At 65.1% G+C, this 17338-nt stretch carries 16 protein-coding genes; 1 reads left to right on the top strand and 15 read right to left on the bottom strand.

From position 1 onward, the window contains the following. Window positions 1-107: 107 nt before the first annotated feature. Window positions 108-770: an RlmE family RNA methyltransferase gene (locus EEB15_RS10335; protein ID WP_141509767.1), complete on the bottom strand. Its 663-nt coding sequence runs from the start codon at window positions 768-770 to the stop codon at window positions 108-110. A 58-nt stretch (window positions 771-828) separates the two neighbouring features. On the opposite strand from EEB15_RS10335, the gene EEB15_RS10330 reads away from it, so the two are divergent. Continuing rightward, entirely contained in the window at window positions 829-1305 is a 477-nt protein-coding gene (locus EEB15_RS10330; protein WP_141509766.1) for a YhbY family RNA-binding protein, read from the top strand. Here the strand turns inward: EEB15_RS10330 and EEB15_RS10325 are convergent. The 14 genes from EEB15_RS10325 to ispC all read right to left on the bottom strand — a co-directional run bounded on the left by EEB15_RS10325 (window position 1283) and on the right by ispC (window position 17338). Then, window positions 1283-1780: a DUF4149 domain-containing protein gene (locus tag EEB15_RS10325; RefSeq protein ID WP_141509765.1), complete on the bottom strand. Its 498-nt coding sequence runs from the start codon at window positions 1778-1780 to the stop codon at window positions 1283-1285. The two genes, EEB15_RS10330 and EEB15_RS10325, sit on opposite strands and share 23 nt — an antisense overlap. Before the next feature lie 4 nt (window positions 1781-1784). After that, entirely contained in the window at window positions 1785-2261 is a 477-nt protein-coding gene (greA, locus tag EEB15_RS10320; protein ID WP_141509764.1) for a transcription elongation factor GreA, read from the bottom strand. Between the two features lie 119 nt (window positions 2262-2380). Beyond that, entirely contained in the window at window positions 2381-5635 is a 3255-nt protein-coding gene (gene carB, locus EEB15_RS10315; protein ID WP_141509763.1) for a carbamoyl-phosphate synthase large subunit, read from the bottom strand. Then, complete coding sequence (gene carA / locus EEB15_RS10310) at window positions 5636-6811, bottom strand: glutamine-hydrolyzing carbamoyl-phosphate synthase small subunit (protein ID WP_141509762.1); 1176 nt, start codon at window positions 6809-6811, stop codon at window positions 5636-5638. 183 nt (window positions 6812-6994) lie between these two features. Next, window positions 6995-7774 (bottom strand): RNA methyltransferase, encoded by a 780-nt coding sequence (locus EEB15_RS10305; protein ID WP_141509761.1) that lies wholly within the window; start codon window positions 7772-7774, stop codon window positions 6995-6997. Continuing rightward, window positions 7771-8481, bottom strand: a complete 711-nt coding sequence (gene rnhB / locus EEB15_RS10300; RefSeq protein ID WP_141509760.1) for a ribonuclease HII — start codon at window positions 8479-8481, stop codon at window positions 7771-7773. The genes EEB15_RS10305 and rnhB overlap by 4 nt, the downstream gene beginning before the upstream one ends. Further along, on the bottom strand, window positions 8453-9595 hold the full coding sequence (gene lpxB, locus EEB15_RS10295; RefSeq protein WP_233259446.1) for a lipid-A-disaccharide synthase: 1143 nt from the start codon (window positions 9593-9595) through the stop codon (window positions 8453-8455). Before lpxB ends, rnhB begins: the two co-directional genes overlap by 29 nt. 6 nt (window positions 9596-9601) lie before the next feature. Continuing rightward, the gene (gene lpxA, locus EEB15_RS10290; protein WP_141509759.1) at window positions 9602-10390 is read right to left on the bottom strand and encodes an acyl-ACP--UDP-N-acetylglucosamine O-acyltransferase; all 789 of its coding nucleotides are present in this window, start codon (window positions 10388-10390) and stop codon (window positions 9602-9604) included. Window positions 10391-10400: 10 nt separating this feature from the next. After that, window positions 10401-10841: a 3-hydroxyacyl-ACP dehydratase FabZ gene (gene fabZ / locus EEB15_RS10285; RefSeq protein WP_141509758.1), complete on the bottom strand. Its 441-nt coding sequence runs from the start codon at window positions 10839-10841 to the stop codon at window positions 10401-10403. Beyond that, window positions 10838-11815 (bottom strand): UDP-3-O-(3-hydroxymyristoyl)glucosamine N-acyltransferase, encoded by a 978-nt coding sequence (lpxD, locus tag EEB15_RS10280; protein WP_141509757.1) that lies wholly within the window; start codon window positions 11813-11815, stop codon window positions 10838-10840. The genes fabZ and lpxD overlap by 4 nt, the downstream gene beginning before the upstream one ends. Window positions 11816-11825: 10 nt before the next feature. Beyond that, window positions 11826-12335, bottom strand: coding sequence for an OmpH family outer membrane protein (locus EEB15_RS10275; protein ID WP_141509756.1), 510 nt, complete (start codon window positions 12333-12335; stop codon window positions 11826-11828). Beyond that, the gene (gene bamA, locus EEB15_RS10270; protein WP_141509755.1) at window positions 12335-14629 is read right to left on the bottom strand and encodes an outer membrane protein assembly factor BamA; all 2295 of its coding nucleotides are present in this window, start codon (window positions 14627-14629) and stop codon (window positions 12335-12337) included. The genes EEB15_RS10275 and bamA overlap by 1 nt, the downstream gene beginning before the upstream one ends. A 58-nt stretch (window positions 14630-14687) precedes the next feature. Next, window positions 14688-16133: an RIP metalloprotease RseP gene (gene rseP / locus EEB15_RS10265; RefSeq protein ID WP_141509754.1), complete on the bottom strand. Its 1446-nt coding sequence runs from the start codon at window positions 16131-16133 to the stop codon at window positions 14688-14690. Window positions 16134-16147: 14 nt separating this feature from the next. Beyond that, window positions 16148-17338, bottom strand: coding sequence for a 1-deoxy-D-xylulose-5-phosphate reductoisomerase (gene ispC, locus EEB15_RS10260; protein ID WP_141509753.1), 1191 nt, complete (start codon window positions 17336-17338; stop codon window positions 16148-16150).

Raw genomic sequence — 17338 nt, 5'->3', positions numbered from 1 at the left:
CGTGCGTACTTGCTGCCCATTCTAGGCGTTTCAAGCCGTGGAATGATGTATTTTCGCGACGCCGGCCATAGGGGAAGCCGCCCTGGCGTACCAAATTCACGGGCACCTCATTTCCCTGGTTTCAACCCGATACCAATGAGGAAAGTTTCGGACGACTTGTCCCGCGAGGCCTTGGGTTTCAGAGGCTTCACGGTCCGGAAAGTTTCCTTGAACTGCTTGACAAGCTCGGCGTAGCCCGCCCCGTGGAACACTTTGGCGACCAGAGCACCCTCGGGTTTCATGTGGCTGACAGTGAATTCGATGGCCAGCTCGACCAGGTGGGCGATCCGCGCCGTGTCCGCCGAGGCTATGCCCGACAGGTTGGGCGCCATGTCGGACACCACCACATCGGCCTTGCGGCCGGCCAGGAGGGTTTCGAGCTGGGCCAGCACCTCCGGCTCACGGAAGTCACCCTGGAGGAACTGGACGCCCTCCACCGGCTCCATGGGCAAGATGTCCAGGGCGATGATGGTGCCGTTGAGTTCGCCCGCTGCGGCGCCCCCCGGCGACAGGCGCCGCCGCAGGTACTGGCTCCAGGCGCCGGGAGCCGAGCCCAGGTCCACCACCAGGTGCCCGGGTTTGACCAGGCTCAAGGTTTCGTCGATTTCTTTCAGCTTGTAGGCGGCGCGGGCGCGGTAGCCCTCCCGGTTCGCCAGCTTGACGTACGGGTCATTGACGTGGTCGTTGATCCACGCGCGGTTGACCTTGCTGCTTTTCGTCTTGATCTTCATTAGGCTCCGATTTTGACAGTCCGCGATGGCGCCGGGCCCCGCGCGAGATAATCACCCCATGCCCCAAATCCAGTTGACCATCGCCGAGCGCAAGGCGCATCGGGCCGAAGCCCACCACCTCGACCCGGTCGTCATGATCGGCAACGACGGTCTTACCCCCGGCGTGAAGAAGGAAATCGACGCCGCCCTGAACGCCCACGGCCTCATCAAGGTCCGCGTGCAAGGCGACGACCGGACCGCGCGCGAGGAGATGTACCAGACGCTTGCCAACGACCTGGGCGCCGCGCCCATCCAGCACATCGGCAAGCTGCTGGTGCTGTGGCGGCCGAAGCCGCCCAAGGCGAAAGCCGAGGCGGACGACGACCGCATGCCCGGCCCGCGCGACTTCAAGGTGCTGAAGTACAGCAAACGCGGCGGCCAGCGGCCGGAAGTGAAGACCCTGCGCGTGCTGGGCAACCAGCGGCTGACGCCCGGCGGTCAGGTGAAACGGGCCAAGCCCAAGCAGAAGTCGATCAAGAAGGGCCGGATGACCTGAGCGCAGCGGTCTTCCAGAGGACCGTGCCGGCGCAGAGCCACTGCACCAGGTGCATCACGGTGCCCACGGCGTGCCATAGCTTCAGGTTTTCGCGCGCCACGATCCGCGGCGCGACCGCGAACTCTGCCAGCAAGGCCAGCAGCACGCCGGCGAAGATGAAAAACAAGGCCCCGCCGGCCCAGTCCATGCGCACCGGCTGTTCGCCGGAGCGCGACGCGAACATCAACACCAGCCCGCAGGCAATCGCGATCCACGCCTGGGCGGCGAACAGTTTTGCAGCGGTCTGGCCAGCCAGCGCTGCCGTCGGCAAGTGCGCGAACAGCAGGGGCACAGCGACAAAGCCGATGGCGGTGAGACTGCCCCACCACAGCGCGGCGGCAAACACCGGGACGCGCTGCTTCCAGCCAGCGCCGGGCCGCCCCAAGCTGGTTGCGCCCCCACCGGGGGCAGGGCGAAGCCCGTGGGGGGCCGTCATTTTTTCAAAGGTAGCTGATCTTGACGATCTCGTAGTGCTTGATGCCGCCGGGCGCCTGCACCTCGGCGGTATCGCCCTCTTCTTTTCCGATGAGCGCGCGTGCGATCGGGCTGGAGATGTTGATGAGGCCCTGCTTCAGGTCGGCTTCGTCCTCGCCAACGATCTGGTAGCGGACCTTGTCGCCGGAGTCTTCTTCTTCCAGCTCCACGGTGGCGCCGAATACGACTTTGCCGCCGGCATCCACCGCGGCCGGGTCGATGATCTGCGCAGCCGAGAGCTTGCCTTCGACTTCCTGGATGCGGCCTTCGATAAAGCCCTGCCGATCCTTGGCTGCTTCGTACTCGGCGTTTTCGGACAGGTCACCCTGCGCACGCGCTTCGGCGATCGCATTGATGACCCAGGGACGCTGCACGGTCTTCAGCTGGTGCAACTCGGCTTTCAGTTTCTCGGCGCCGCGCTTGGTGATCGGGATGGTGGCCACTGACAACTCCATGTTCTAGATGAATGCAAGGCGGGGGCTACCGCGGAGCCGGCTTTGCCGGGCCGCTGGTAGCGCCCCCTTGAGGGGGAGGCGCCAAAGGCGCTTCGGGGGTGAGCGTATTACACCAGTTGGGCGTGCAACTCCTGGAGCGAGTAAACGTCGAGGTTGTCGATGTACTTCATGCCTTCGACGGCGGCTTCCGCCCCGGCAATGGTCGTGAAAGTCGTCACCCGCGCCAGCAGCGCGGAGGTGCGGATGGCGCGCGAGTCGGCAATTGCATTGCGGCGCTCTTCCACCGTGTTGATCACCATCACGATCTCATTGTTCTTGATCATGTCGACAACGTGCGGGCGGCCTTCCGTGACCTTGTTCACGGTTTCGCAGGCAATGCCCGCTTCACCGATGGCCGCAGCCGTGCCCTTGGTGGCGACGATCTCGAAGCCCTGCTCGGCCAGCTGCCGCGCCACGGCGACGGCGCGCGGCTTGTCGCTGTTCTTCACGGTGAGGAACACCTTGCGCACCGCATCGGAAGCACGCGGGAACTTGGTGCCCGCGCCGAGCTGGCTCTTGATGAAGGCTTCGCCGAAGGTCTTGCCCACGCCCATCACTTCGCCGGTGGACTTCATCTCAGGCCCGAGGATGGTGTCCACGCCCGGGAACTTGACGAACGGGAACACGGCTTCCTTCACGCTGAAGTACGGCGGCGTCACCTCATGCTCGATGCCCTGCGACGCCAGCGACTGCCCGACCATGCAACGCGCCGCCACCTTGGCCAGCTGGATGCCGGTGGCCTTGCTGACGAAGGGCACGGTGCGTGAAGCACGCGGGTTGACTTCCAGCACGTAGATCACGTCCTTGCCGTCCTTGTTCTGGATGGCGAACTGAACGTTCATCAGGCCGACGACGTTCAGCGCCTGCGCCATGGCGGCGGTCTGGCGCTTGATCTCGTCCACCGTCTCCTTGGAAAGCGAATACGGCGGCAGCGAACAGGCGGAGTCGCCCGAGTGCACGCCGGCCTGCTCGATGTGCTCCATCACGCCGCCGATGAAAGTCTTGCCGGTCGGGTCGCGCAGGCAGTCCACATCGCACTCGATCGCGTCGTTCAGGAAGCGGTCCAGCAGCACCGGCGAATCGTTGGACACCTTCACGGCTTCGCGCATGTAGCGCTCCAGGTCGCGCTGCTCGTGCACGATCTCCATCGCGCGGCCACCCAGCACGTAACTCGGGCGCACCACCAGCGGGTAGCCCAGGGCGGCGGCCTTCTCCAGCGCTTCGGGCTCCGTGCGCGCGGTCGCATTCGGCGGCTGCAGCAGCTTCAGCTCGTGCAACAGTTTCTGGAAGCGCTCACGGTCTTCGGCGGCGTCGATCATGTCGGGCGAGGTGCCGATGATCGGCACGCCCTCGGCCTCCAGGCCCAGCGCCAGCTTGAGCGGCGTCTGGCCGCCGTACTGCACGATCACGCCGACCGGCTTTTCCTTGTCGACGATCTCCAGCACGTCTTCCAGCGTCAGCGGCTCGAAATACAGGCGGTCCGACGTGTCGTAGTCGGTGGACACCGTCTCGGGATTGCAGTTGACCATGATCGTCTCGTAGCCGTCTTCGCGCATCGCCAGTGCCGCGTGCACGCAGCAATAGTCGAATTCGATGCCCTGGCCGATGCGATTGGGCCCACCGCCCAGCACCATGATTTTCTTGTTGTTGGTGGGCTCGGCCTCGCATTCAGGAACGCCGCCATAAGTCGCGGCCTCATACGTCGAATACATGTACGCGGTGTCGGTCGCGAACTCGGCCGCGCAGGTGTCCACGCGCTTGTAGACCGGCCGGATGTCCAGTGCGCGGCGCTTGTCGCGGATCACCTTGTCGGTGGTCTTGAGCTGTTTGGCCAGGCGCCGGTCTGAAAAGCCCTTTTGCTTGAGCATGAGCAGCGTGGGACCGTCGATCTTGTCCAGCGTCATGGTCTCCAGTTCGAGCTCGATCTTCACGATCTCTTCGATCTGCGCCAGGAACCACTTGTCGATCTTGGTCAGGTCATACACCTCGTCGACCGACAGGCCCATCGCAAACGCGTCGCCCACGTACCAGATGCGCTCGGGACCGGGCGCGCCCAGTTCCTTCTCGAGCACTTCGCGGTCCTGCGTCTTCTCGTTCAGGCCGTCCACGCCGACTTCCAGGCCGCGCAGCGCCTTCTGGAACGACTCCTGGAAGGTGCGGCCCATGGCCATCACTTCGCCCACCGACTTCATCTGCGTCGTGAGGCGCGAATCGGCGGTCGGGAATTTCTCGAAGGCGAAACGCGGAATCTTGGTGACGACGTAGTCGATGCTGGGCTCGAAGCTCGCAGGCGTCGCGCCGCCGGTGATCTCGTTGCGCAGCTCGTCCAGCGTGTAGCCGACGGCCAGTTTGGCCGCGACCTTGGCGATTGGGAAGCCGGTCGCCTTGGAAGCCAGCGCCGAGGACCGCGACACGCGCGGGTTCATCTCGATCACGATCATCCGCCCGTCCTTGGGGTTGATCGAGAACTGCACGTTGGAGCCGCCCGTGTCCACGCCGATCTCGCGCAGCACCGCGAGCGACGCGTTGCGCATGATCTGGTATTCCTTGTCGGTCAGCGTCTGCGCCGGCGCCACGGTGATCGAGTCGCCGGTGTGCACGCCCATCGGGTCCAGGTTCTCGATCGAGCAGATGATGATGCAGTTGTCCGCCTTGTCGCGCACCACTTCCATCTCGTACTCTTTCCAACCGAGGAGCGACTCTTCGATCAGCAGCTCACTGGTAGGCGACGCTTCAATGCCGCGCTTGCAGATGGTCTCGAATTCTTCCGGGTTGTAGGCGATGCCGCCGCCGGTGCCACCCAGCGTGAAGCTGGGGCGAATGACTGTGGGAAAGCCGAGCGACTTCTGCACGGCCCAGGCCTCTTCCATGGTGTGGGCGATGCCCGAACGCGCCGAGCCCAGGCCGATGCGCGTCATCGCATCCTTGAACTTCAGGCGGTCTTCCGCCTTGTCGATCGCTTCCGGCGTGGCGCCGATCAGCTCGACCTTGTACTTGTTCAGCACGCCATGGCGCCACAGGTCCAGCGCGCAGTTGAGCGCGGTCTGGCCGCCCATGGTCGGCAGGATCGCGTCGGGCTTTTCCTTGGCGATGATTTTCTCGACCGTCTGCCAGGTGATGGGCTCGATGTAGGTGACGTCGGCCGTGGCCGGGTCCGTCATGATCGTCGCGGGGTTGCTGTTGATCAGGATGACCTTGTAGCCCTCCTCGCGCAGCGCCTTGCAGGCCTGCACACCCGAGTAGTCGAACTCGCACGCCTGGCCGATGATGATCGGGCCGGCGCCGATGATGAGGATGCTCTTGATGTCTGTTCTTTTTGGCATTTACTTCTTCTCCGCGGCCTGGTCCATCAAACCGGTGAACCGGTCGAACAGGTAGCCGATGTCGTGCGGCCCGGGGGACGCCTCGGGGTGGCCCTGGAAGCAGAAGGCGGGCTTGTCGGTACGCGCCAGGCCTTGCAGCGTGCCGTCGAACAGGCTCACATGCGTGGGGCGCAGGTTGGCGGGCAGCGTCTTCTCGTCCACGGCGAAGCCGTGGTTCTGGCTCGTGATGCTCACGCGGCCGTTGTCCAGGTCTTTCACCGGATGATTCGCGCCGTGGTGGCCGAACTTCATCTTGAAGGTCTTGGCGCCGGAGGCCAGCGCCATGATCTGGTGGCCCAGGCAGATGCCGAAGGTGGGGTAGCCCGCCTCGATCAGGTCGCGCGTGGCTTCGATGGCGTAGTCGCAAGGCTCCGGGTCGCCGGGGCCGTTGGACAGGAACACGCCATCCGGGTTCAGCTTCTTCACGTCGGCCGCCGAAGTCTGGGCGGGAACCACCGTGACCTTGCAGCCGCGCTCGGCGAGCATGCGCAGGATGTTCTTCTTGACGCCGTAGTCGAAAGCGACGACGTGGTACTTGGGCGCGCTTTGCTCGCCGTAGCCCGAGCCCAGCTGCCATTCGCTCTGCGTCCAGGCGTACGACTTGTCGACGGACACGACCTTGGCGAGGTCCAGGCCGCTCATGGCCGGCGCGCCCTTGGCGGCGGCGATGGCCTTCTCGATGAGCGCGGGCGACACTTCTTCGCCCTTCGCCAGGCCGACGATGCTGCCGTTCTGCGCGCCCTTGCTGCGCAGCATGCGCGTAAGCTTGCGCGTGTCGATGTTGGCGATGGCGACCGTGCCCTGGCTGTTCAGGTACTGCGACAGCGTCTGGCTGGTGCGGAAGTTGGATGCAACCAGCGGCAGGTCGCGGATGATGAGGCCGGCGGCATGGACCTTGCTGGCTTCGACGTCTTCTTCGTTGACCCCGTAGTTGCCGATGTGCGGATACGTGAGCGTCACGATCTGCTGGCAATAGCTCGGGTCGGTGAGGATTTCCTGGTAACCGGTGATGGCCGTGTTGAACACGACTTCGCCGGTGGTGGAGCCGGTGACTCCAATCGAATTGCCAATAAAGACCGTGCCGTCTGCAAGCGCCAGGATGGCGGGCGGGAAGGCTCCCTGTTGAGACAAAAGCACTGGGTTCTCCGGATGGTTACGGGTACGCCCAGGTATCAAGTGCGCGGATCGCTCGCGGCGACCGCCGCGTTTGTGCGGGTAGGCAGCCGCCGCGTTTATGCGGCTACTTTCATCAGGGAAGTGGCTTGAATGCGCTAGGCGTACGGGGTTTGCGGGAAAGCCCTTGATTATAGCCGAAGGGCTTCAATTCCTGGCTGCCGCGGCGCTTGCATGGAGGCAAATCGCCGCCGCGGTTGCGACGTTCAGCGACTCCTCGCCGCCGGGCTGGATGATGCGCACAGCCAGCTTCGAACGGGCCGCGACTTCGGCGCCCACACCCTGCCCTTCGTGACCGAAGGCCCAGGCGCAGGGCCAGGGCAATTTGCACTGATGCAGGAACTCGCCGCCGTGCGAACTCGTCGTGATGACGGGCACGCGAAGCGCCTCCAGCGCAACGGCATCCAGCCCCTCGATCAGCCTCAAGCCGAAATGCGCCCCCATGCCGGCGCGCAGCACCTTGGGACTCCACAGCCCGGCCGTGCCCTTGATGGCCAGCACCTGCCCGAAACCGAACGCCCCGGCGCAGCGCAAGATCGCGCCCACATTGCCGGCGTCCTGCAAGCGGTCGAGGACGACGGCCGGGGCATCGGGCGCAAGTTCCGGTGCTGCCGGCAATGTGAGGACGAACGCCATCCGCGCCGGCGATTCGAGGCCGCTCAGCGATGCAAACAGCGTGTCGGCAACAACGACGTTCTTGCCGCCGCTGCGTGACCACTCCGTCGCGGCCAAAGGCCAGAACGATTCGGCGAACACGGCCAGCTCGGGCTGGACACCGCGAGCCACCGCGGCACGGCAAAGATGGTCGCCCTCCAGCCACACCCGGCCCTGCTTGCGATATGCGCCATGGTCGTGCGCCAGCCGCTTCAGGTCTTTCAGCAGCGCGTTGCCTGCCGAGCTGATGAACTGCGGTTCGGTCGTGGTCACGAGACCGTGACGGTCACCGCGTAGCCGTCCTCGCTCTCGAAAGTCGCAGCCACCGGCCCGAAGAACTTGCGGTGATGCCGGCAGGCGCCATGCACGCGCAGCGCCTCCAGGTGCTCGCGCGTGCCGTAACCCTTGTGAGAGGCAAAGCCGTACTGCGGGAACTCCTCGTGCAGTTCCCGGCACAGCCGGTCGCGATGGACCTTGGCGAGGATGGACGCCGCCGAGATCGACTTGACCGTTGCGTCGCCGCCGATCACCGCCTCGGCGAGCACGTCGATGGTCGGCAGGCGGTTGCCGTCGACCAGTACCTTGACCGGCTTGAGGCGCAGACCCTCGACTGCGCGCTTCATCGCCAGCATGGTGGCCCACAGGATGTTGAGGTTGTCGATTTCCTCCACACTGGCCTGCGCCACCGAACAGCACAGGGCCTTCTCGCGGATCTGGTCGTACAGGCGGTCCCGTTGCAGCGGCGTCAGCACCTTGGAATCGGCCAGGCCGCGGATGCGCTTGGTGTCGTCGAGGATCACCGCGGCGGCGACCACCGGCCCGGCCAAAGGGCCGCGGCCCGCCTCGTCCACGCCGGCCCACAGGCCGACCGGGTCCCAGGGCAACTGGCCTTGAAGCGCGCCGGCGCGCCGCTTCGGCCGCGTGACGATGGCTTTGGGAACCGCGCCGGGCTCAGGCTTCGAGGACTTTTGCGATGGCATCGGTGGCGAGTGTTGCCGTGTCGCGTTGCAAGACAGCATGCAACGCTTTGAATTTCTCCTGCACGGCCGCCATTCTGGCAGGAGCCGCTAGCCATTCCAAGAGCGCCGCAGCAAGCGCCTCGGGTTTCGCCTCATGTTGCATCAATTCAGGTACGGCGAATTCGCCGCACAGGATGTTCGGCAGCCCAAGCCACGGCTGAAGCTGCTTGGGCTTCATGATGCGATACGTCAGCCAGTTCACGGCATAGGAGATCACCATCGGCCGCTTGAACAGCGCCGCCTCCAGCGTCGCGGTACCGCTGGCCACCAGCGCCAGGTCGCAGGCCGCCAGCACGGCGTGCGACTGTCCGTCGACGATCTTCAAACCTTGGGTAATGCCCGCCGCGCGGGCCGCCGCTTCGATCGCCGCGCGGCGGGCCGGCAATGCCGGCACCACCAGCTCGAGGGCGGGACGTGCGCGCCGCAGCAACGCTGCAGCGTCGAAGAATCGCCGCGCGAGGCGGCCCACTTCAGAAGCGCGGCTGCCCGGAAGAATGGCCAGCAGCTCGCCGTCCGGCGCGAGACCCAGGGCACGCCTGGCCGCGGCCTTGTCCGGCTCCATGGGGATGACATTGGCCAACGGATGGCCGACGTACGTCGCCGGGATCCCGTGCTGCTTCAGCAACTCGGGCTCGAACGGAAACACGCAAAGCACGTGGTCCACACTGCGCCGGATCTTTTCAGCGCGCTCGGCGCGCCACGCCCAGATCGACGGGCAAACGAAGTGCACGGTCTTGATGCCTTGCGCCTTGAGCGAGGCCTCGAGGTCCAGGTTGAAATCGGGCGCGTCGACGCCGACAAAAAGTTGCGGCTTTTCGTGCAGCAGCCGCTCACGCAGCTGGTTGCGGATGCCGACCAGCTCCCGGTAGTGGCGCAGCACTTCGACGTACCCGCTCACGGCCAGTTTCTCGTGAGGCCACCACGCTTCGAAACCGCGGCGCGCCATCTGCGGCCCACCGATGCCCGCGGCGCGCAGTTCGGGCCAGCGGGTACGCAAACCGTCCAGCAGCAGGCCGGCCAGCAGGTCGCCGGACGCCTCGCCCGCGACCATCGCGAAACGCGGGTCCATGCTCATTGCCGGCTAGCGTGCGATACCGCGCGTCGCGGCGGCGAGGAAGCCGCTCATCAACACCACGTCTTGGGTCGCCTCGGGCGTAGAGGCAGCTAGCGCCTCGATTGCGCCACGCGCCTGTTCCAGCGTCTTGCCTTCGCGGTACAACAGCTTGTGCATCTGCTTCACGGCCGCGATGCGCGCATTGTCGAAATCGCGCCGGCGCAGGCCCACGGCGTTGATGCCGCGTACTGCCAGCGGATTGCCGTCGACGAGCATGAAGGGCGGCACGTCCTGCGACACCGCGCTGGCAAAGCCGATCATCACGTGGGCACCCACCTTCACGAATTGGTGGATGCCGGTAAGCCCGCCGACCGTGACCCATTCGCCGAGCTCCACATGGCCCCCGAGCGTGGTGTTGTTGGCCAGCGTGGCGTGGTTGCCCACCACGCAGTCGTGCGCGATGTGCGTATAGGCCATGATCCAGCAGTCGTCGCCGATGCGCGTCACCGCGCCGCCGCCGGGCGAGCCGATGTTGAAAGTGACGAACTCGCGGATGGTGTTGCGGTCGCCGATCACCAGCTCGCAAGGCTCACCCGCGTATTTCTTGTCCTGGGGCACGGCGCCGAGCGACGCAAACTGGAAGATCCGGTTGTCGCGCCCGATGGTCGTGTGGCCTTCAATGACGCAGTGCGCGCCGACGGTGGTGCCGGCGCCGATGGTCACGTGCGGGCCCACCACAGCGTACGGCCCGATCATGACGCTCCCGTCGATCCGCGCGCCGGGCTCGACGATGGCCGTGGGATGAATCTGGCCCATGGAAGTCGCGTCAGTCGATGGAACGCATCGTGCACATGAGCTCGGCCTCGCAGGCCACGTCGGCGCCCACACGGCCTACGCCCTTGAACTTGTAGATGCCGGCGCGCGCGCGCTCCAGGGTCACGTCCATCACCAGTTGGTCGCCGGGCTCCACCGGCCGCTTGAAGCGCGCCCCGTCGATGCCCACGAAATAGATGACGGACTTTTCGTCCGGCGCGGAGCCTTCACCGGCAAACGACAGCAGAGCCGCCGACTGGGCCATGGCCTCCAGCATGAGCACGCCCGGCATCACCGGGCGGTGCGGAAAGTGCCCGGTGAAAAAGGGCTCGTTGATCGTGACGTTCTTCAGCGCCTTGATGCGCTTGCCGGGCTCGACTTCGAGCACCCGGTCTACCAGCAGGAACGGGTAGCGGTGCGGCAGTTTCTTCAGAATTTCGTGGATGTCCATCATGTCTTGTTCTCCGGCGCCTTCTCCAGCGCCTTGACGCGGTCGCGAAGCTTATGGAGCTGCTTGAGCGTCGCCGCGTTTTTTTCCCAGGTCGCATTGTCGTCGATGGGAAAGATACCGCTGTAGTGGCCGGGCTTGAGGATGGAACGGGTCACCAGGGTGAACGACGAGATGTGCACATTGTCGGCAAGCGTGAGATGCCCCAGGATGCCGGCGCTGCCGCCCACCGTGCAGTGCGCGCCGATGGTCGCGCTGCCCGCCACGCCGACGCAGCCGGCCATGGCCGTGTGCTTGCCGATGCGCACGTTGTGCGCGATCTGGATCAGGTTGTCCAGCTTGACGCCGTCTTCGATGACCGTGTCACCCAATGCACCACGGTCGATGCAGGTGTTGGCGCCGATCTCCACGTCGTCGCCGATGCGCACCGCGCCCAGCTGCTCGATCTTTTCCCAAGCGCCCCCGTTCGGGGCGAAACCAAAGCCGTCGGCGCCGATCACGGCGCCGGAATGGATGATGCAGCGCTCGCCGATCACGCAGCCCTCGCCCACCGTCACGCGCGGCTTGAGCGTCGTGCCCGCACCGATGCGCGCACCCCGCTCGACCACGCACAGCGCACCGATGCGGGCTGTCGGGTCGATGACCGCGTCCGCGTCGACCACCGCGCTGGGATGAATCGCCGGGCCCAATGCCGCGCCCAGCTGCTTTTTCCAGAGCTGCGTTACTCGCGCGTAGTAAAGATAAGGCTGATCGGCGACGATGCAGTCCCCGCGCGCCAAGCCAGCGTCACGCTGTGCGGGCGACACGATCACGCAGCCGGCACGCGAAGCAGCCAGTTGCTGGGTGTATTTGGGATTGCTGAGAAAACTCAGCTGCGCCTGTGTTGCAGATTCAAGCGGCGCGAGGCCTTCGATGGTCCGCTCTGCATCACCGCAAAGCTTGCCGCCCAGTTCTTCAACGATGGCGCCTAGGCGGAGCACATCGGTGCTTTCATCGAGCAGCGTTCAACGCCTTGATCACCTTGTCGGTGATGTCGTGCTTGGGATTGATGTAGACGGCTTCCTGTAGCACCACGTCGTACTTCTCGGCCTCGGCCACTTGCTTCACGACGCGGTTGGCGCGCTCGAGCACCTGCTGCAGCTCTTCGTTTTTGCGCGCGTTCAGGTCTTCCTGGAACTCGCGGCGCTTGCGCTGGAAGTCGCGGTCCTGGTCCAGCAGCTGCTTTTGCCGCTGCGCTCGCTGGCTCTCCGACAGCGTCGGCGCCTCACGCTCGAACTTGTCCGACAGGCCCTTCAACGACGTACCGAGGTCGTTGAGTTCCTTCTCGCGTTTGGAGAATTCCTGTTCCAGCTTGGTCTGCGCGGCTTTGGCCGTGTTGGCTTCGCGGAAGATGCGGTCGGTGTTCACGAAGCCGACCCGGAATTCCTGGGCTTGCGCCTGGGCGCAGAGGGCCAGCGCGCCGAACACGATGGCCAGGCAATGACGGGACAGATGCTTCATTAGAAAGAGGTTCCGATCTGGAATTGCATTCTCTGGATTCTATCGCCAGGGAACTTGCGGATTGGATGAGCTGCGGCGATGCGCAACGGGCCGATCGGCGAGATCCACGACAGGCCCACGCCGACCGAGGCGCGCAGTTCGCTCAGGCGGAACTTTTCGTTCTCGCCATACACGTTACCCGCATCGATGAAGCCGAACATCCGCAGGCTGCGGTCGTTGCCCGCGCCGGGGAACGGCGTGATGACTTCGGCATTCATCGTGATCTTCTTGGGGCCGCCAATGGTCGAGCCGGTCACGTCCTTCGGGCCCAGCGTGCCCTGGTCGAAACCGCGCACCGAACCCAGGCCGCCCGAATAGAAGTGCTTGAACACCGGGAACGCCTGGCCACCGAGGCCCTTGCCCCAGCCGAGCTCCCCGTTGAACGCCAGGGTGAACTGCTTGTTGAGCGGGATGTATTGCTGCAACTGGTAATTGCTGCGCACGTAGCGGGTATCGCCCGCCACGCCGACCTCGCCCGCCACCCGCTGGTAGCGGCCGCTCGTCGGTGCGATGGCGCTGTCGCGGTCGTCGCGGCCCCAGCCGATGGACAAGGGGACCGAGACGCTCTTGTAGCCAAAGCGCTCGGCATACGCGAGGTAGGCGGCCGGGATATTGGTGCCGGGCTTGATCTCGGTGCGCTCGAGGGCGCCGCCGAAGAACACGGTGTCCAGCTCGCTGAACGGGATGCCGAAGCGCAGGCCGGCGCCCGCCGTGGCGATCTGGTAGTTGCCGCCCTGGTCTTCGTAAGGACGCGAGGTGCGGTAGTAGACGTCGACCGCGCGTGAAACGCCGTCCGGCGTGAAATACGGGTTGACCGAGCTGAACGCGATGGTGCGGTTGTACTTGCTGGTGTTGACCTCGACGCCCAGGTAATTGCCGGTGCCGAAGGCGTTCTCCTGCTTGACGGAGAACGACAATGCCAATTTCTCCGCGCTGGAGAAACCGGCGCCCAACTGCAAGCTGCCCGTGGGCTTCTCGACGATGGTGATGGTGAGGTCGACCTGGTCGGGCGCGCCGGGCACGTCGCTGGTCTCGATGTTCACTTCCTTGAAGTAGCCCAGGCGGTCGACGCGGTCGCGGGAGCGCTTGATCTTGTCGGCGTCGTACCAGGAAGCTTCGAACTGGCGGAATTCGCGGCGGATCACTTCGTCGCGGGTGCGGTTGTTGCCGGCGATGTTGACCCGGCGCACGTAAGCGCGGCGCGAGGGCTCGGCCACCAGCACGAAGGCCACGCGGTTGTTGGCGCGGTCGATTTCGGGACGCGCTTCCACGTTGGCGAACGCGTAGCCGAAGTTTCCGAAATAGTCATTGAACGCCTTGGTGGTTTCCGCCACCTTGTCAGCGTTGTAGGCCTCGCCCGGCTTGATCGTGACGAGAGACTTGAACTCGTCTTCCTTGCCGAGGTAATTGCCGTCAAGCCGCACGGCAGACACGACATAGCGCTCGCCCTCGGTGACATTGACGGTGATCGTGATGTCTTGCTTGTTCGGCGAGATCGCGACCTGCGTCGAATCGATGCGGAATTCCAGGTAGCCGCGGCTCAGGTAGTAGGAGCGCAGCGCTTCCATGTCGGCCGTGAGCTTGGCGCGCGAGTAGCGGTCGGACTTGGTGTACCAGGACAACATGCCGCCGGTGTCCAGGTCGAACAGGCCACGCAGCGTCGATTCGCTGAAGGCCTTGTTGCCGACGACGCGGATTTCCTTGATGCGAGCGGGCTCGCCCTCGGTCACCGTGAACGTGAGGTTGACGCGGTTGCGCTCGATCGGCGTAACGGTAGTCACGATTTCGGCGCCGTACAGGCTCTTGTTGATGTACTGGCGCTTCAACTCCTGCTCGGCGCGGTCGGCCAGGCTCTGGTCGTACGGGCGGCCTTCGGTCAAGCCGATTTCCCGCAGCGCCTTCTTGAGCACGTCCTTGTCGAATTCCCGTGATCCGGCGAATTCGACGTCGGCCACCGTCGGCCGCTCCTCGACGATCACCACCAGGACGTCGCCGTTCACCTCCAGGCGCACGTCCTTGAACAGGCCCAGGCCGAACAGCGCGCGGATGGCGGCCGAGCCCTTTTCATCGTTGTATTGCTCGCCAATGCGGAAAGGCAGCGACGCGAAGATCGTGCCGGGCTCGACGCGCTGCAAGCCTTCGACGCGAATGTCGCGGACGGTGAACGGGTCCACGGCCCATGCGTTGGCGACGAACGCCATGGCCACCATGGCCGAAACGGTACGCAGGCGAAAGCGCTTGTATTGTTTTTTCATGAATCAAGGTTGTCCCGCGACGCCGGGGCGGGCGTCGCAGCGGAAGCAGCCACAAAGGTTAACCAAAGAAGCGGGAAATCTGGCGAGCGAAATCGTTGAACAGCGCGACCGAAATCATGGCCAGCAGCACCACGGTGCCGCCGCGCTGCAGGTAATCCATCCAGGCGTCGGAGACGCTCTTGCCCGTCAAGCCTTCCCAAAGATAATACATCAGGTGTCCGCCATCGAGCACCGGCACGGGGAGCAGGTTCAGCACGCCCAGGCTCACGCTCAATACGGCGAGATACAACAAGTAATAAGTCAGGCCCACATCCGCCGACTTCCCGGCGTATTCCGCAATGGTGATCGGGCCGCTCAGGTTTTTCAGCGAAAGCTGGCCGGTCAGCATCTTGCCCATCATGCGCAGCGTGAAGGCCGACATCTCCGCTGTTCGCACCACACCTTTCCACAGACCTTCCAGCACGCCGTGGCGCACGGTGACCATGGCGGGTGGCGCGCCGACAAATGCCTCGATCCGGCCGATGGTCTTGCCCGCGTCGACGGCGGGCGCGGGCTGGACTTCCAGCGTGAGCACCTTGCCGTCCCGGCGCACCTGCCAGGGCTTGGCCACGCCTTTGCCGTCGGCTACAGAGGACCGGATCAATTCGCGAAGCCGCTGCCCATCGATGACCTCTTCGCCCCCGACCGACAGCACCACGTCACCCTTTTTCAGGCCGGCGCGCTGTGCGGCACCGCCGTCCTTCACGTCGCCGATGGCCGCAAGCGCCAGCGGGCCCATGATGCCCACTTCACGGAACAGTTTTTCATCGGCGTTGCTGGCGCGCAGGGTTGAAAGGCGCAGCACGGTTTCAGTCTTCTTGCCGTCGCGATCCACGGCGAAGCGGACGTCGCGCCCGTCCAGGGCGCCGCGCGTCAGCAGCCAGCGAACCTCCTCGAAGGTCTGGATCGGCTCCAGCGCCTCGCCGTCGAAGGCCCCGCTCTCCACCTTCTCGCCACCCAGCAGGCCGGCCTTGTGCGCATAGGAGCCCGCGACTGTGGCCCCCAGCACCGGGCGGGCCTCTTCGACACCATACCAATTGACGCCGGCGTACAGCAGCACCGCCAGCAGCAGGTTGGCCAGCGGTCCGGCCGCGACGATCGCCATGCGCTGGAGAACCGGCTTGTTGCGGAAGTCGCTGGCCACCCCGGCGGCGGGCGGGTCCTTGTCGCCGTTCTGGCCCAGCATCTGGATATAACCGGCGAGCGGGAACAGTCCCACCGCGAAGACGGTGTTCTGGCCTTTGTGCTGGCGGCGCGGCTGCCATTCCCACACCGGCTTGGTGATGAAGTAGAAGAAGCGGTGCAGCGCCGACGATTTGCCCGGCTCGGGCGGGGTCACCGGAAAGGTGGCGATGCCAAAGCGCTGCACCGCCACGCCGCAAGCCACCGCCGTGCGGTAGTGCCCGTATTCGTGGACCGTGATCAAGAGGCCCAGGCCGACGATGAACGAAACAAGTGTCAACATCGAGTCAATCCAGGTCAGTTGCCCAGGCGGGCGATGGTCTGTCCGGCGCTGTCGCGCGAAAGCGCGTCGAGCCCCAGCAAGTCTTCCAGCGACCCGGGCTTGGAGGGGGTGACCGCCTCCAAAGTTGCAAGATTTACCTGGTGGATCTGATCAAAGCGGATGCGGCGCTCGAGGAAAGCCGCCACCGCCATTTCATTCGCCGCGTTGAGCACCGCCGTGGTACCCGATGGCGCGCGCAGGCTCTCCCACGCCAGGGCCAGCCCGGGGAAACGCTCAGCATGCCCGCGGCTGTCCATCGCCTCGAAGCTCATGTCGGCCAGCGCGTGAAAGTCCAGTGCCTGTGCACCAGACGCAACGCGATCGGGCCAGGCGAGGCCATACGCGATCGGCACACGCATATCGGGCGTGCCCAATTGCGCGACGACCGACGTGTCGCGGTACTGCACCATCGAGTGGATCACGCTCTGGGGATGGATCACCACCTCCAGACGCTCGGGCGGCAGCCCGAACAGGAAGCGCGCTTCGATGACCTCGAGCGCCTTGTTCATCATGGTGGCGGAATCGACCGAGATCTTGCGGCCCATCACCCAATTGGGATGGGCGCACGCTTGTTCGGGCGTGACGCTGCGCAGCGTCGCCGGCTCGCGCGTACGGAACGGGCCGCCCGACGCCGTGAGGATGATTTTTTCGACACGCGCGTCCCAGGTGGCCGGGTCTTCGGGCAGCGACTGGAAGATGGCGGAGTGCTCGCTGTCGATCGGCAGCAGCTTGGCGCCGCCTTGCTTCACGGCCTGCATGAACAGGTCGCCGCCGACCACCAGCGCTTCCTTGTTGGCCAGCAACAGGCGCTTGCCCGCGCGCGCCGCCGCCATGCAGGATGCGAGACCCGCGGCGCCGACGATCGCGGCCATCACGGCATCGACCGACTCATGCGAAGCGATCTCTTCCAATGCGTCCGTGCCCCACGACACGTGAGTGTCCAGGCCGCTGCTCTCGATTCTGCGTGCGAGTTCACGCCCGGCCTCTTCACCGGCCATCACGGCAATCCGCGGCCGGAACTGCGCGCATTGCTGAACCATCAGGTCAACCTGGCTGGCCGCACTGAGTGCAAAAACCTCGAAGCGCTCCGGATGCCGGGCGATCACGTCCAAGGTGTTCGCCCCGACCGAACCGGTGGAGCCGAGAACCGCGATTCGCTGTTTCAT

This window comes from Ramlibacter sp. WS9, assembly GCF_003797765.1.
Classification (GTDB): Bacteria; Pseudomonadota; Gammaproteobacteria; order Burkholderiales; family Burkholderiaceae_C; genus Ramlibacter.
Note: the sequence above shows the minus strand (reverse complement) of the source record. Positions and strands in the feature narration are given on the sequence as shown.